Here is a 13,777-nt window from a genome sequence, read left to right on the forward strand (position 1 = left end):
TATTAGTATTTTTCCGGCAGTGAGGACAAATACAGAAGACGACCTTTATCAACCTGAATGTAATTACCTCTTTTCAGGTCAGCGAGTATTTTAATGATGGTACTACGTGCCAGGCTGGTATATTCCTGGATATAGTCGTAAATATTGATATCACGCTGATGGTTCACCATCAGTTCGTTGATTTCCACCAAAAACTCGCGAACAATCGAGTAAGCGCTGCGAGCGACCAGCACTTCATCACGCTTGCTGAGCAGGCATACGTACCAGGAGAGGACTTTACTCAAAGCTTCCCACAGATTTTTTTCGCTCATCAGTTGGAGAAAATCATCTTTTTGGATGGTCCGCACCACAGTATTTGAGCGAACTAACCCGTACATATGCGTTGAGTTATAATAAATTGAGGACAAACCGAAAACACATTTATTCTGTAAGGTGAACATACACAGTTCGTCTGACTCACGGCGGAATTCAACTTCACCGCTAATGATAATATGAATAACTTCACTGTTTTCTGTACTGATGCGCTGCCATTTACGTAAGGTTTTTTCTTCATAACCTTCAGTAGCAGCAATAATTGCGTTCAGTTCTTCTTGCGGACGAATATTTTTACAGTAAGTGCTTAACATAGCTATACCCATTAAGATATTAAATGAAGAATGTAAACGTGTGTATTCACAGCGCATAAATGCGCAGTCCATTTAAAAATGAAAAATAGAAATAAAACGTTAATTAGAACATATCATTTTTATTTATATCATGCTGACATCTTGTCAAGCACGTTTGCGAGTAATTTCGACTGAGGAAACTATAAGACATTTACATCGTGAATGTTAGTTGAATGGAGTCCAAAACGGGACTGAGGGAAAAAACGTCGGGGAATCCGGAGGATTACCCCTGTCCGTAGCGTTCTAACAACGCCTCAGCGATAGCCAGCGTTTCGCGATCGGCTGTGCCATCCCAGCGCTGTGGGCGAAAATGCATTTGAAAGGCGGTAATGACACGTTTCTGCTGCGTGGTGGTCATGCTTTCCGTCACTTCGTAGCCATAGCGTGCCAGCAGGTCGAGCAAGACGCCTGGCGCGATGGGCTCATAACGCGGTTTACCGTTCAGGTAAAACGCCACTCGCGCCGGATCGGGCCATGCGCCTATCCCCTGCTCTGCCAGCATGTGCCAGGGAAACAACGGACCAGGGTCATCTTTACGCTGCGGGGCAATATCCGCATGGGCGACCACGTTCTGCGGTTTGATGTCATAACGGGCAATAATGTCCTTCGCCAGCGGAATCAGCGCCTGAATTTGCGTCGGTTCAAAGGGGGCAAAATACTTCTCACCCGCCGATTTTTGCCAACCGCGGTTTTCCAGTTCAATGCCAATCGAAGTATCGTTAATCCGCGTCGCACCGCGCCAGAAGCTGATGCCAGCGTGCCACGCCAGCTCCTGTTCCGGCACCAGTTGCCAGATGCGGGGTTTTCCACCGTGTAACGGCGGCACTGCCGGGATCAGATAGTGCGAGCTCACGTTTTTATCGGTCAGCGTCGCCAGCGACGCATCGAAATCGTCCGCCGTATAGTGAATCACTAATACTTTTATACGCGGATAGGCCGCCTGCGCCTGATGACGGGTATCAAGCTGGTAACCCGGTTTATCAATGATCCCTTTTTCACCCGCGCATCCCGTTAATAACAGCGCCAGGGCGACCAGCCACCACCATGTTCTCATCGGCGCGTTTTGACCGCCGTACCGCTGACGCTCACCATCAGCATGCTGCTGTCTTTGCCAACGGTTTCATAATCGATATCAATGCCGACCACCGCGTCAGCGCCCAGCGCTTTCGCCTGCTCGCCCAGCTCTGCGAAGGCAATTTCGCGCGCTTTGCGTAACTCCTTTTCATAGGCGCCTGAACGACCGCCGACGATATCGCGGATCCCGGCGAAAAAATCCCGGAAGATATTCGCGCCCAGAATGGCTTCACCCGTTACTACACCGCAGTATTCCACGATGCTTTGTCCTTCCAGTGTTGGGGTTGTCGAAAATTGCATGATGGCTCTCCTGGTTACATTCAGCACATTATCAGCGCCATACACTATCATTGAAAGGATATAATTGATTATCGTAGAAAACTCATGGCAAAAGCTTATACCCTAAATAATTCGAGTTGCAGGAAGGCGGCAAGAGAGTGAATCCCCAGGAGCTTACATGAGTAAGTGACTGGGGTGAACGAGTGCAGCCAACGCATATGCAACTTGAAGTATGACGGGTATATAAGGAAATCACTATGCGCTATTCAAAACTCTCCCTGCTCATCCCTTGTGCGCTGCTGCTCAGCGCCTGTACCACCGTCACGCCTGTCTATAAAGATAACGGGCCGCGTGCGGGAACCTGTGTGGATGGCGGCCCGGACAGTGTGGCTCAACAATTCTATGACTACCGTATCCAGCACCGTAGCAATGACATTACCGCGCTGCGTCCTTACCTGAGTGACAATCTGGCGAAACTGCTCTCCGATGCCAGCCGTGACAATGCGCATCGCCAGTTATTGAGCAGCGATCCGTTCTCCAGCCGTACAACACCACCGGACAGCGCCAGCGTCGCCAGCGCCTCGACCATTCCGAACAGTGATGCTCGCAACATCCCGCTGCGCGTGGCGCTAAAACAGGGCGATCAACGCTGGCAGGATGAAGTGTTGATGATCCGCGAAGGCCAGTGTTGGGTGATTGATGATGTGCGTTACCTGGGCGGTAGTGTCCATGCACCGGCAGGTACCCTTCGTCAGTCGGTTGAAAACCGTTAATCGCTCCGCTTTACCACGCTAAAAATCGTACCTCCCGTAAATTGTCTGGCATTCATTCATGAATGCCGACAATTGTGCTTGTCGGCTTTTGCCCTCGCTATTTTGTGCTATGTTTAAGGGGAAATGCGCGCTATATTTAACTTTTAAAGCATAAATATTGCATAACTATTCTGTCGAAGGTACTATCTGCGGCTTCAATAGCTATCAGACGGCCAGTATACGAGTATCAATGAGTATTCAATTAAACGGCATTAACTGCTTCTACGGCGCGCATCAGGCGCTGTTCGATATCACGCTGGATTGCCCTCAGGGCGAAACGCTGGTGTTGCTGGGCCCAAGCGGGGCCGGTAAAAGCTCACTGCTGCGTGTACTCAATCTGCTTGAGATGCCGCGCTCCGGTACGCTCACCATTGCGGGAAACCACTTTGACTTCCGCAAAACACCGTCAGATAAAGCGATTCGCGACCTGCGACAGAATGTCGGTATGGTCTTTCAGCAGTACAATCTGTGGCCGCACCTCACCGTGCAACAGAATCTGATCGAAGCGCCCTGTCGCGTGCTGGGTTTATCGAAAGACCAGGCGTTAGCACGCGCAGAAAAATTGCTGGAGCGCCTGCGTCTTAAGCCTTACAGCGATCGCTATCCGTTACATCTTTCCGGGGGTCAGCAACAGCGTGTGGCAATTGCCCGTGCGCTGATGATGGAACCGCAGGTGTTGCTGTTTGATGAACCTACCGCCGCGCTGGACCCAGAAATTACCGCGCAAATCGTTAGCATCATTCGAGAACTGGCAGAAACCAAAATTACCCAGGTGATCGTCACCCACGAAGTGGAAGTGGCGCGTAAAACCGCCAGCCGCGTTGTGTATATGGAAAACGGTCATATCGTCGAGCAGGGTAATGCGGGTTGCTTTGCCGACCCGCAGACCGAAGCATTTAAAAACTATCTTTCTCACTAAGATTCGGGACAACACAATGAAAAAAGTTCTGATTGCCGCGCTAATCGCAGGCTTTAGCCTTTCCGCTACAGCAGCCCAGACCATTCGTTTTGCGACCGAAGCGTCCTATCCTCCGTTTGAATCAATGGACGCTAATAACAAGATTGTCGGCTTCGATGTCGATCTGGCCAATGCGCTGTGTAAAGAGATCGACGCGACCTGTACCTTTACTAACCAGGCCTTTGACAGCCTGATCCCAAGCCTGAAATTCCGCCGCTTCGACGCGGTGATGGCCGGGATGGATATCACCCCTGAGCGTGAAAAGCAGGTGCTGTTTACCACGCCTTACTACGATAACTCCGCGCTGTTCATCGGACAGAAAGGTAAATTCACTGGCGTTGATCAGTTGAAAGGCAAAAAAGTCGGCGTACAGAACGGGACTACGCACCAGAAATTCATCATGGACAAACACCCGGAAATCACCACCGTGCCGTATGACAGCTACCAGAACGCGAAACTGGATCTGCAAAACGGCCGCATTGACGGTGTGTTTGGCGACACAGCAGTGGTTACCGAATGGCTGAAAGACAATCCGAAGCTGGCGCCGGTGGGCGATAAAGTGACGGATAAAGATTACTTCGGCACCGGTCTCGGCATCGCCGTTCGCCAGGGCAACACGGAACTGCAGCAGAAATTCAACACTGCGCTGGAAAAAGTGAAGAAAGATGGGACGTACGAAACCATCTATAACAAATGGTTCCAGAAGTAAGCCTTGATGAACGAATTTTTTCCTCTTGCAAGCGCCGCCGGGATGACCGTCGGCCTTGCCGTCTGCGCACTGATCCTCGGACTGGCGTTAGCCATGCTGTTTGCCGTCTGGGAATCCGTGAAATGGCGTCCAGTGGCCTGGGCGGGTTCCGCGCTGGTCACCGTTTTGCGCGGCCTGCCAGAAATTCTGGTGGTGCTGTTTATCTATTTCGGCTCTTCCCAGCTTCTGCTGACGCTCGCGGACGGCTTTACCATCAATCTGGGCGTGGTGCAGGTCCCGGTGCAGATGGAGATCGAAAACTTCGACGTTAGCCCGTTCCTGTGCGGTGTCGTGGCGCTTTCATTGCTTTATGCAGCCTATGCATCGCAAACGCTGCGCGGCGCGCTAAAAGCGGTACCGCTGGGGCAGTGGGAATCCGGTCAGGCGCTGGGATTGTCGAAGACCGCCATCTTCTTTCGTCTGGTAATGCCGCAGATGTGGCGACACGCGCTGCCCGGCCTGGGTAACCAGTGGCTGGTATTGCTGAAAGATACCGCGCTGGTGAGCCTCATCAGCGTCAACGACCTGATGCTGCAAACCAAGAGCATCGCCACGCGAACCCAGGAACCGTTTAACTGGTACATCATCGCGGCGGCAATCTACCTGGTGATCACGCTGGTGAGTCAGTACATTCTCAAACGCATTGACCTGCGCGCGACACGATTTGAGCGGAGACCAGGCTGATGCTTGAGTATTTACCTGAACTGCTGAAAGGGCTGCATACCAGCCTGACGCTGACGGTTGCCTCTATCGTCGTCGCCCTGATCATGGCGCTGATTTTTACTATCGTGCTGACGCTGAAAACCCCGGTGGTGGTCTGGCTGGTACGCGGTTATATCACGCTGTTTACCGGTACTCCGTTGCTGGTACAAATCTTCCTGATCTACTACGGGCCGGGACAATTTCCGTCGTTGCAGGACTATCCGGTGCTGTGGCATCTGCTGTCTGAACCGTGGCTGTGCGCATTGATTGCGTTGTCGCTCAACAGTGCGGCTTACACCACACAGCTATTCTACGGGGCGATTCGCGCCATTCCGGAAGGCCAGTGGCAGTCCTGCGGCGCCCTCGGGATGAGCAAGAAAGACACGCTGGCTATCCTGCTGCCCTACGCGTTTAAACGCGCGCTCTCTTCGTATTCCAACGAAGTGGTGCTGGTCTTTAAGAGTACATCACTGGCGTATACCATCACGCTGATGGAAGTGATGGGTTACAGTCAACTGCTGTATGGCCGGACCTATGATGTGATGGTATTCGGCGCGGCGGGGATCATTTACCTCATCGTCAACGGCTTGTTGACGCTGATTATGCGTCTGATTGAACGTAAAGCTCTGGCCTTTGAGCGGCGCAACTAAGCACTTTATTGCATAAATCAGAATCACAATGACGGACAAGTTTCTAACCTGTCCGTCTTTTTTATCAATCATAAAAAATATTTACTCATTATTATTGCATATAAATTCAATTGCTGGCATTGTAAATCCATGCCGCAGAAACGGCGCCTCATCATAACGGGAGTCCAATCATGAAAAAGTTAGTTCTGGCCGCATTACTTGCCTCTTTCGCTGTCGGCGCCTCTGCCGCTGAGAAAATCAGCTTTGGCGTCTCTGCGACCTATCCACCGTTTGAATCTATGGATGCGAATAACCAAATCGTCGGCTTCGACCTCGATCTGGCCAAAGCGCTATGCAAACAGATGCAGGCAGAATGTACTTTTACCAACCATGCCTTTGACAGCCTGATCCCGGCGCTTAAGTTCAAGAAATATGATGCGGTGATTTCCGGGATGGACATCACCCCCGAGCGCAGTAAACAGGTGGCGTTCACGACCCCGTATTACGCCAACTCGGCGCTGGTGATTTCGAAGAAAGATACCTATAAAACCTTTGCCGACCTGAAAGGCAAACGCATCGGGATGGAAAACGGCACCACCCACCAGAAGTATCTGCAGGACAAACACCCGGAAGTGAAAACGGTGGCCTATGACAGCTATCAGAATGCATTTATCGACCTGAAAAATGGCCGTATTGATGGGGTATTTGGCGATACTGCCGTGGTGAATGAGTGGCTGAAAACCAACCCGCAACTGGGCCCGGCGACTGAGAAAGTCACTGACCCGCAGTACTTCGGAACCGGCCTGGGTATTGCCGTTCGCCCGGATAACAAAGTGCTGCTGGAGAAGTTAAACAGCGCGCTGGCGGCGATCAAAGCCGACGGAACCTACCAGAAAATCAGCGATCAGTGGTTCCCGCAATAACTTTTTTGCCGGGTGATGGCTTCGCCTTACCCGGCCTACGCGGGGGGTTGTAGGCCGGGTAAGCGCAGCGCCACCCGGCAATTTCTCAAAGTGGCACGAAAAATCTGAACCTCGCCCCGCTCACCGAATCCATCAGAGTGATCCCACCACCGTGCAGTTCCAGCATCCGTTTGACGATCAACAACCCCAACCCGCCACGGTTTTCCCGTGACGCCTGGGTATTCAGTGCCGAAGGACGCTTAAACAGCCCGTCACGCAGCGATTCATCCACTCCCGAGCCATTATCCGCCACTTCGACCTGGATCTGATCGTTCTCCTGCCAGACCGCCAGGCGAATCTCCCCACCCGGTGGCGTATGGCGAATGGCATTGTCGAGTAAATTGGTGATAACCCGCTCAATCATCGACATATCGGCAAAAACCTGCGGCAACGGCCCCGGAACATCAATATGCAGATTTAACTCACGCGTTCGCGCAGCCAGTTCAAATTTTTGCGCCACATCGGAAATCAACTCCCCCATCGCAAAGCGCTCACATTGCGGCCGTATACCGCCATGTTCGAGACGAGCCAGTTCAAATAGTTGCTGACACAAGTGCCTCACTTTTTGCCCCTGGCGCAGGGCGACTGAAAGATATTGCTGATGCTCTTGCGCCGTGAGGTGGGCTGATTTAAGCGACAACGTTTCCAGGTAGCCCAACAATGAGGTCAGCGGGGTACGTAAGTCATGCGAGATATTGGCAATAAACTCCCGGCGCTGGCGGTCGCTGTCGGCAAGCTGCTGCCATTGCGTGGTGATTTTCCGCGCCAGCTCAATGAAGGTATTTCTCAGTACCGCCACCTCATCGCTGGTGACGGGCGCCAGCGGCTGCATCGCCAGTTGCTTAATCGCGTTGATGCTGTCGGCTTCCAGTCCGGTGACTTCGCGCGTTAAGCGCTTCACCGGACGCGTCACCCAATACCAGACCAGTAATCCCGCCAGCAAACCAAACAGCGCCACCAGCAATAATGACCACATTGCTGTACTCCAGAGCGCGTTATGCCAGGCCACCTGCGCCAGCGCATTCGACTCTTCGCCTTGCAGGATGATATACAGATACCCTTTGAGCGCCCCATCCTGACGTAATGGCGTCACGCTAAACACTTTTTGTTGGTCGATGCTTCGCGGATCGTCGCCATAAACCGGCATCACTGTGCCACCAAGAAACGTTTGTACTGGCGCAATGTCAATTTTCTGCCGCTGGATATGCCCAGGCGGCGCAGCATCAGCCAGGAGTTCACCTTCCGGGGAAACAACATACAGCTCAACGCTCGGGTTAAACGTCATCAGGCGATCAAACAGTGGCTTCAACGCGCTGCGATCAACATTGCCCCTGGGATCGAGGATGGCTTCCCGCTGCACAATCTGTTGCGCCAGACCGGCGGACAGTCGCTGTACCATCGCGTTGCCATACTGCATGCTGCTGTAGAGCTGTACCACGCAGGCAACGGTCGCGCACAGCATCAGCAGCAGGATAAACAGCAAGGTCAGGCGCTGGCTGAGACTAAAGCGGCGCATCGTGATTCAGCTCCGCAAATTTGTAGCCTTTCCCCCAGACCGTGCGAATGATCTCCGGCTCGGCCGCATCCTTTTCAATCTTGATGCGCAGGCGGTTGATGTGGGTGTTAACGGTGTGTTCGTAACCTTCATGCTGGTATCCCCAGACCTGCTCCAGCAGCGCCAGACGAGAGAAAACTTCACCGGGATGGCAGGCAAAGAAATAGAGCAGCTCAAATTCGCGCGGGGTAAGATCCACCTCCTGCCCGTGCAGACGCACCAAGCGGGACAACGGATCGAGCGTCAGTCCATGCGCCTGAATTTGCCCGACAGATTGCGCTTGCCCCATCGCCTGCTGGCGACGAAACAACGCCTTAATGCGTGCAATGAGCTCCTGTACCGAGAAGGGTTTCGCCAGGTAATCATCAGCACCGGTTTCCAGTCCGGTAATTCGGTCCGTTTCGCTGCTACGGGCGCTGATAATAATCACGGGCAGGTAACGGGTCATCTGACGGATGCGGCGGCAAATCTCCAGCCCGTCGACCTCCGGAAGCATCAGGTCGAGGATCACCGCGTCCCACGACTGAGATTCGAGGCGTTGCAACGCAGCGCCCCCGTTGGGTTCGTGGGTGATGATATAACCCTCATCTTCTAAATTGAGACGCAAAAGTACGGCGATATCGTGGTCGTCTTCTACCAGCAGGATCTGCTTCATGGCTAAGCCCTGTTTTAATTGCTATGGCTTAAGCTTACCTGATTTCGGACGGGGTAAACGTTCACATTTTGTTTAAGATTTAACAAGGAGCGTCAGCACTTCATAATGCGCGGTATGCGGGAACATATCGAAAAGCTGTACCCGTTCAATACGATAGCCCGGCAACGCGGCGATGTCCTGCGCCATCGTCTGCGCGTTACAGCTTGAATAGATGATGAAATCCGGCGCCATCTGGCTCAGATAGTCGCACAGCGCTTTACCAATCCCTCGCCGCGGAGGGTTCACCAGCACCAGATCCGGGACGGCGCCTTGTTCAGTAGCAAACTGCGTGGAGTCCAGCGCCTGAAAATGCAGGTTCGTTAAGCCCAGCGCCGCAGCAGACTGTCTGGCGCAGGCAATCGCTTCTGGCGCAATTTCTATGCCGGTCAGTTGCATTTGTGGTGTCGCGCAGTGAAGGCCAAAGCCGCCGACGCCACAAAACAGATCCCACATGTGTTGAACCGGTAGCTGTCGCACCCAGTCGCGCGCCGTGGCATACAACTGACTGGCCACCGCCGGATTGGTCTGAAAGAAACTCTGTGGGCGGATCCACAGCGGCACATCGTTAAAACGCTCCGCCAGCGCCTGCTGTTCGGTCAGAAAGATTTCCGTCTCTCCTTCCATAATCGCCATATGCACCGGCTGGAGATTCACGCTGACAACCTTCAGTTGCGGCAGTTGTTCCTGTAGCCATGGCAACGCGGCGCGTAACTGCGCCAGCTTGGTTTCGGATCGCAGGACAAAGCGCAGCATCATGCCGCCATCAGACTGACTTTCCGTTAGCAGAATATACTTAAGCTCTCCGCGTTTACGCGCCACGTTGTAAGGCGTTAACCCGGCGCGGGCAATAAAGGGTTTGAGGGCTGCAAATACCGGCGCAAACGAGGCGGGATAGAGCGGGCAGTCACACAGATCTTCCGGCGTGCCGTCGCGGTGCAGCATCCCCAGCAACGGTTTTTCCACACTGCCGCTGACGACCATTTTCGCTTTATTGCGAAATGCCTGTTCCGGACCACTGACAGGTGCGCACCACTCCCCTACCGGCAAACCGGCAAGCAGCGTGTTAAGGTCGGCGGTTTTGGCTGAGAGCTGTTCGCCGACAGACTCTTTTATCCACTGACAGGAACGACAGCGACCGGCGTCATAGAGTGCGCACTGCATAAGGAAACCTTTATCTGAACAGGGGCGAGGATTATACACATTATTGTAAACGGAAGAAGCGACGGCTGGCTGCGGGGACGAACAGTAAAGACAGTACCAGCATATCCGGCAGTTTTTGCATCACCAGCGCACGCAGAATTTCGCGCTTTGATTCGCCCGCAATACTGAACAACTCCGGATAGCCATAGCCGAGCGAAGCCGCCCAAAGGTAACCAGAGGCGATCACCTGCGTCAGCAAATAGACCCATCGCGCCCAGTTACGCCCCTTGACCAGTGAAAACGCACACCAGATTTCGATAAAGACCAGTATCAGACTGCCCAGAAAAACCAGCGTCAAACTCCAGGTCTGGACACTGCGATGAATAAACTCCCCTATTCCCCGCACGCCGAGCGTATTCAAGATCATCAGCAGATCAAGGCCGCGGATCATGATAATGGCGAGCGCCGCCACCTGCACCAGCGCAGGGACGTTCAGACGGGCATGTGATGAGGATGATTTTTTAAAAAATCCCAACGATTAGTCTTCCATGAAATCGTCACCGCGCGATATGCACGGTGACGTACAGCCAGATTCGCAGATTTTAGTGTCTTCAGTCGCGTCTTGCACGCTGGATATCGCGGATCCGCTGTTTTTCCGTGCGCGCCATGAGATACCAGGCGATAAATCCGACAACACCAACCACGCCGAGGATCAACGTCGCCAGGGCGTTGATTTCCGGGTTAACCCCCATCCGCACACTGGAGAAGACCAGCATGGGTAAGGTTGTCGCCCCTGGACCGGAGACAAAGCTGGCAATCACCAGATCGTCGAGCGACAGCGTGAACGCCAGCAGCCAGCCGGAGATCACCGCCGGCATAATCATCGGCAGCGTAATCACAAAAAACACCTTCAGCGGCGTCGCCCCTAAATCCATCGCGGCTTCTTCAATGGAACGATCCAGTTCACGCAGGCGCGACGAAATCACCACGGCGACATACGCCGTACAGAAGGTCACATGGGCCAGCCAAATGGTCAGCATTCCGCGATCTGACGGCCAGCCGATGGCGTGTCCGAGCGCCACGAACAGCAGCAGCAAAGAGAGTCCGGTGATCACATCCGGCATCACCAACGGCGCGGTGATCATAAACGCAAAACCGTTTGAGCCGCGAAAACGGCCAAAGCGCACCATCACTACCGCAGCAATTGTGCCGAGTATCGCCGCCATGGTTGCCGCACAGGCGGCGATGGTCAGACTCAGCCCCACTGCGCTCATCATCGCACTGTCATGGAACAGTTCCCCGTACCAGCGCGTTGACCAGCCTGCCCACACTGTCACCAGTTTTGAACTGTTAAACGAGTAGATGACCAGCATCAGCATTGGCGCATAGAGAAAAGTAAACCCGAGCACCAGGATCACAATACGCCAGGGGGAACGAATTACCGGTAAGTTGTTCATCCGTGTACCCCTCCGCTTTTCTGCTGATGTTTGTGGAACCACATGATCGGTACGATCAACAGCAGCAGCATGATGATGGCCACCGCTGAAGCCACCGGCCAGTCGCGATTGTTAAAGAACTCCTGCCACAGAACGCGACCAATCATGATGCTGTCCGGGCCGCCCAACAACTCCGGGATCACAAACTCGCCCACCGCCGGAATAAACACCAGCATGGAACCCGCAATAATCCCGCCTTTAGTCAACGGCACGATAACGCTAAAGAACGTTTTCAACGGGCGCGCGCCTAAATCCAGCGAGGCCTCCACCAGCGAGTAGTCAATCCGCGTCAGCGCGGTATAAATCGGCAACACCATAAACGGCAGATAGGCATACACAATGCCGATATAGACCGCCAGATTGGTGTGCAGAATGGTTAACGGCTGATCGATTACGCCGAGCCACAGCAGAAAGTTATTCAGCACGCCGTTATTTTTCAGAATGCCCATCCATGCATACACGCGGATCAGAAACGAAGTCCAGGAGGGCAGGATCACCAGCAATAACAGAATATTCCGCGTTGACGATTTGCTGTGCGCCACCGCCCAGGCCAGCGGATATCCCAGCAGCAGACAACAAAGCGTTGAAATCGCGGCCACCTGTAATGACTGCAGATAAGCATCGAAATAGAGCGGATCGTCGGTCAATTGCAGGAAGTTGCCGAGGTTAAGCGTAATCGACAGTTGTCCGTCAGCCCACGCCATCAGTTCTGTGTACGGTGGGATCGCCCGCGCCATCTCCGCCAGACTGATTTTAAACACAATCAGGAAAGGCAGCAGAAACAGCAGGATAAGCCAGACAAAAGGCAGCGCAATCACCAGTTTGCGCCCGTGTTTCATCTGTAAGCGAGCTAACCAGAGCGCAATGCCACCGGTTTTTTCCACGCGTGCAGGAGGTTCAAGTGTGCTCATCTTTACTCCTTAAACCGTCAACACCACACAGCTGTCTGCGTCCCAGCACAGACGCACCTCATCGCCCCAGGTAGGCAACCCCTTGCGATAACGGTGAGCATTTTGCAACTGCGCGCTAATCATCTGTCCGCTCTTCAGGCGAATGTGGTAGATGGAGAGATCGCCAAGATAAGCAATGTGTACCACTTCCCCGACGGCGAAGTTAAAACCGTCCGCAGGCGGCTCGTCGCACAGCATGATCTTCTCCGGGCGCAGTGCGACATGCACCGGCACGTTGTCCACTACCGACGCATCCGCATCCACTTTCAGCGGATGCACCAGCCCCGGCGACCAGATAACCAACCCGTCATCCTGCCGCTCTTTCAGTTGCCCTTCGAAGATGTTAACCGAACCGATAAACTCCGCGCTGTAACGGGTTGTTGGATGCTCATAAATCTCTTCCGGCTCACCAATCTGGACGAATTTGCCACGGTTCATAATGGCAATACGTCCGGCCATGGTCATCGCCTCTTCCTGATCGTGTGTCACCATCACGCAGGTCACGCCAACACGCTCAAGGATGTCGACCACTTCAAGCTGCATACGGTCACGCAGCTTTTTATCCAGCGCCCCCATCGGCTCGTCGAGTAACAGTAATTTGGGGCGTTTTGCCAGGCTTCGCGCCAGAGCCACGCGCTGACGCTGGCCGCCGGAAAGCTGATGCGGTTTGCGTTTGGCGAACTCCTGCATATGCACCAGCCCCAGCATCTCTTCGACGCGGCTGGCAATTTCTGCTTTCGGTAGCTTGTCCTGCTTCAGGCCAAAAGCGATGTTCTGCTCCACCGTCATATGGGGAAACAGCGCGTAGGACTGAAACATCATATTGACCGGACGCAGATAGGGCGGAACCTGAGACAGGTCCACGCCGTCGAGCATGATTTGACCGGCGGTGGGTTGTTCAAAACCTGCCAGCATGCGCAGCAGCGTAGATTTCCCACAGCCCGATGCGCCCAGCAGGGCAAAAATTTCGCCTTTATATATCGTCAGACTCACGTCATCTACGGCATGCTGGCCGTCGAAGGATTTGGTTAAATTGCGGATTTCAAGAAGCGGCGTCAGCGCTTTACGGGTTTTCGCCTGCGGGCGTGGGGTGGCATCATTCACGGGGTGCTC

Annotated in this window: 16 protein-coding genes; 6 read left to right on the forward strand and 10 right to left on the reverse strand. The window is 53.6% G+C overall.

Translation table 11 applies throughout. The features are described from left to right. Positions 1-2: 2 nt before the first annotated feature. The 3 genes from WB371_RS03620 to WB371_RS03630 form a co-directional block, all read right to left on the reverse strand. The gene (locus tag WB371_RS03620; protein ID WP_336218756.1) at positions 3-626 is read right to left on the reverse strand and encodes a helix-turn-helix domain-containing protein; all 624 of its coding nucleotides are present in this window, start codon (positions 624-626) and stop codon (positions 3-5) included. Positions 627-888: 262 nt separating this feature from the next. Further along, on the reverse strand, positions 889-1,719 hold the full coding sequence (locus tag WB371_RS03625) for an N-acetylmuramoyl-L-alanine amidase (RefSeq protein ID WP_336218757.1): 831 nt from the start codon (positions 1,717-1,719) through the stop codon (positions 889-891). After that, positions 1,716-2,039 (reverse strand): heavy metal-binding domain-containing protein, encoded by a 324-nt coding sequence (locus WB371_RS03630; RefSeq protein ID WP_042320310.1) that lies wholly within the window; start codon positions 2,037-2,039, stop codon positions 1,716-1,718. The genes WB371_RS03625 and WB371_RS03630 overlap by 4 nt, the downstream gene beginning before the upstream one ends. Positions 2,040-2,275: 236 nt before the next feature. On the opposite strand from WB371_RS03630, the gene WB371_RS03635 reads away from it, so the two are divergent. From WB371_RS03635 to artJ, 6 genes are all read left to right on the forward strand, one after another. After that, entirely contained in the window at positions 2,276-2,791 is a 516-nt protein-coding gene (locus tag WB371_RS03635; RefSeq protein WP_336218758.1) for a lipoprotein, read from the forward strand. A gap of 229 nt (positions 2,792-3,020) precedes the next feature. Further along, positions 3,021-3,749 carry an arginine ABC transporter ATP-binding protein ArtP gene (gene artP, locus WB371_RS03640; RefSeq protein ID WP_336218759.1) on the forward strand — a complete coding sequence of 243 codons (729 nt, stop codon included), beginning with the start codon at positions 3,021-3,023 and terminating at the stop codon, positions 3,747-3,749. 16 nt (positions 3,750-3,765) lie between these two features. Then, positions 3,766-4,497, forward strand: coding sequence for an arginine ABC transporter substrate-binding protein ArtI (artI, locus tag WB371_RS03645; RefSeq protein WP_336218760.1), 732 nt, complete (start codon positions 3,766-3,768; stop codon positions 4,495-4,497). A gap of 6 nt (positions 4,498-4,503) precedes the next feature. Continuing rightward, a complete protein-coding gene (gene artQ / locus WB371_RS03650) occupies positions 4,504-5,220 on the forward strand; it encodes an arginine ABC transporter permease ArtQ (RefSeq protein ID WP_336218761.1) in 717 nt (238 codons plus the stop codon). After that, positions 5,220-5,888 (forward strand): arginine ABC transporter permease ArtM, encoded by a 669-nt coding sequence (gene artM / locus WB371_RS03655; protein WP_336218762.1) that lies wholly within the window; start codon positions 5,220-5,222, stop codon positions 5,886-5,888. The genes artQ and artM overlap by 1 nt, the downstream gene beginning before the upstream one ends. Positions 5,889-6,058: 170 nt before the next feature. Next, positions 6,059-6,790, forward strand: a complete 732-nt coding sequence (artJ, locus tag WB371_RS03660) for an arginine ABC transporter substrate-binding protein ArtJ (RefSeq protein ID WP_336218763.1) — start codon at positions 6,059-6,061, stop codon at positions 6,788-6,790. Between the two features lie 85 nt (positions 6,791-6,875). Here the strand turns inward: artJ and WB371_RS03665 are convergent, their stop codons facing one another. From WB371_RS03665 to potG, 7 genes are all read right to left on the reverse strand, one after another. Beyond that, positions 6,876-8,345 (reverse strand): sensor histidine kinase, encoded by a 1,470-nt coding sequence (locus tag WB371_RS03665; protein WP_336218764.1) that lies wholly within the window; start codon positions 8,343-8,345, stop codon positions 6,876-6,878. Beyond that, on the reverse strand, positions 8,332-9,039 hold the full coding sequence (locus WB371_RS03670; RefSeq protein WP_336218765.1) for a response regulator transcription factor: 708 nt from the start codon (positions 9,037-9,039) through the stop codon (positions 8,332-8,334). Before WB371_RS03670 ends, WB371_RS03665 begins: the two co-directional genes overlap by 14 nt. Positions 9,040-9,111: 72 nt before the next feature. Further along, entirely contained in the window at positions 9,112-10,239 is a 1,128-nt protein-coding gene (gene rlmC / locus WB371_RS03675; protein WP_336218766.1) for a 23S rRNA (uracil(747)-C(5))-methyltransferase RlmC, read from the reverse strand. 40 nt (positions 10,240-10,279) lie between these two features. Further along, a complete protein-coding gene (locus tag WB371_RS03680) occupies positions 10,280-10,753 on the reverse strand; it encodes a YbjO family protein (protein WP_336218767.1) in 474 nt (157 codons plus the stop codon). Positions 10,754-10,829: 76 nt separating this feature from the next. Next, the gene (gene potI, locus WB371_RS03685; protein WP_336218768.1) at positions 10,830-11,675 is read right to left on the reverse strand and encodes a putrescine ABC transporter permease PotI; all 846 of its coding nucleotides are present in this window, start codon (positions 11,673-11,675) and stop codon (positions 10,830-10,832) included. Further along, the gene (gene potH, locus WB371_RS03690) at positions 11,672-12,625 is read right to left on the reverse strand and encodes a putrescine ABC transporter permease PotH (protein WP_336218769.1); all 954 of its coding nucleotides are present in this window, start codon (positions 12,623-12,625) and stop codon (positions 11,672-11,674) included. Before potH ends, potI begins: the two co-directional genes overlap by 4 nt. A gap of 9 nt (positions 12,626-12,634) precedes the next feature. Then, complete coding sequence (gene potG / locus WB371_RS03695; protein ID WP_336218770.1) at positions 12,635-13,768, reverse strand: putrescine ABC transporter ATP-binding subunit PotG; 1,134 nt, start codon at positions 13,766-13,768, stop codon at positions 12,635-12,637. Positions 13,769-13,777: the final 9 nt, after the last annotated feature.

The sequence above is a fragment of the Citrobacter amalonaticus genome, from assembly GCF_037053465.1.
GTDB classification, from domain to species: Bacteria; Pseudomonadota; Gammaproteobacteria; order Enterobacterales; family Enterobacteriaceae; genus Citrobacter_A; species Citrobacter_A amalonaticus_H.

Excerpts from the sequence above, each read along its gene's own strand:
- WB371_RS03620 (WP_336218756.1), bottom strand. The coding sequence starts at position 626 with ATGTTAAGCACTTACTGTAAAAATATTCGTCCGCAAGAAGAACTGAAC.
- WB371_RS03625 (WP_336218757.1), bottom strand. The coding sequence starts at position 1,719 with ATGAGAACATGGTGGTGGCTGGTCGCCCTGGCGCTGTTATTAACGGGA.
- WB371_RS03630 (WP_042320310.1), bottom strand. The coding sequence starts at position 2,039 with ATGCAATTTTCGACAACCCCAACACTGGAAGGACAAAGCATCGTGGAA.
- WB371_RS03635 (WP_336218758.1), top strand. The coding sequence starts at position 2,276 with ATGCGCTATTCAAAACTCTCCCTGCTCATCCCTTGTGCGCTGCTGCTC.
- artP (WP_336218759.1), top strand. The coding sequence starts at position 3,021 with ATGAGTATTCAATTAAACGGCATTAACTGCTTCTACGGCGCGCATCAG.
- artI (WP_336218760.1), top strand. The coding sequence starts at position 3,766 with ATGAAAAAAGTTCTGATTGCCGCGCTAATCGCAGGCTTTAGCCTTTCC.
- artQ (WP_336218761.1), top strand. The coding sequence starts at position 4,504 with ATGAACGAATTTTTTCCTCTTGCAAGCGCCGCCGGGATGACCGTCGGC.
- artM (WP_336218762.1), top strand. The coding sequence starts at position 5,220 with ATGCTTGAGTATTTACCTGAACTGCTGAAAGGGCTGCATACCAGCCTG.
- artJ (WP_336218763.1), top strand. The coding sequence starts at position 6,059 with ATGAAAAAGTTAGTTCTGGCCGCATTACTTGCCTCTTTCGCTGTCGGC.
- WB371_RS03665 (WP_336218764.1), bottom strand. The coding sequence starts at position 8,345 with ATGCGCCGCTTTAGTCTCAGCCAGCGCCTGACCTTGCTGTTTATCCTG.
- WB371_RS03670 (WP_336218765.1), bottom strand. The coding sequence starts at position 9,039 with ATGAAGCAGATCCTGCTGGTAGAAGACGACCACGATATCGCCGTACTT.
- rlmC (WP_336218766.1), bottom strand. The coding sequence starts at position 10,239 with ATGCAGTGCGCACTCTATGACGCCGGTCGCTGTCGTTCCTGTCAGTGG.
- potI (WP_336218768.1), bottom strand. The coding sequence starts at position 11,675 with ATGAACAACTTACCGGTAATTCGTTCCCCCTGGCGTATTGTGATCCTG.
- potH (WP_336218769.1), bottom strand. The coding sequence starts at position 12,625 with ATGAGCACACTTGAACCTCCTGCACGCGTGGAAAAAACCGGTGGCATT.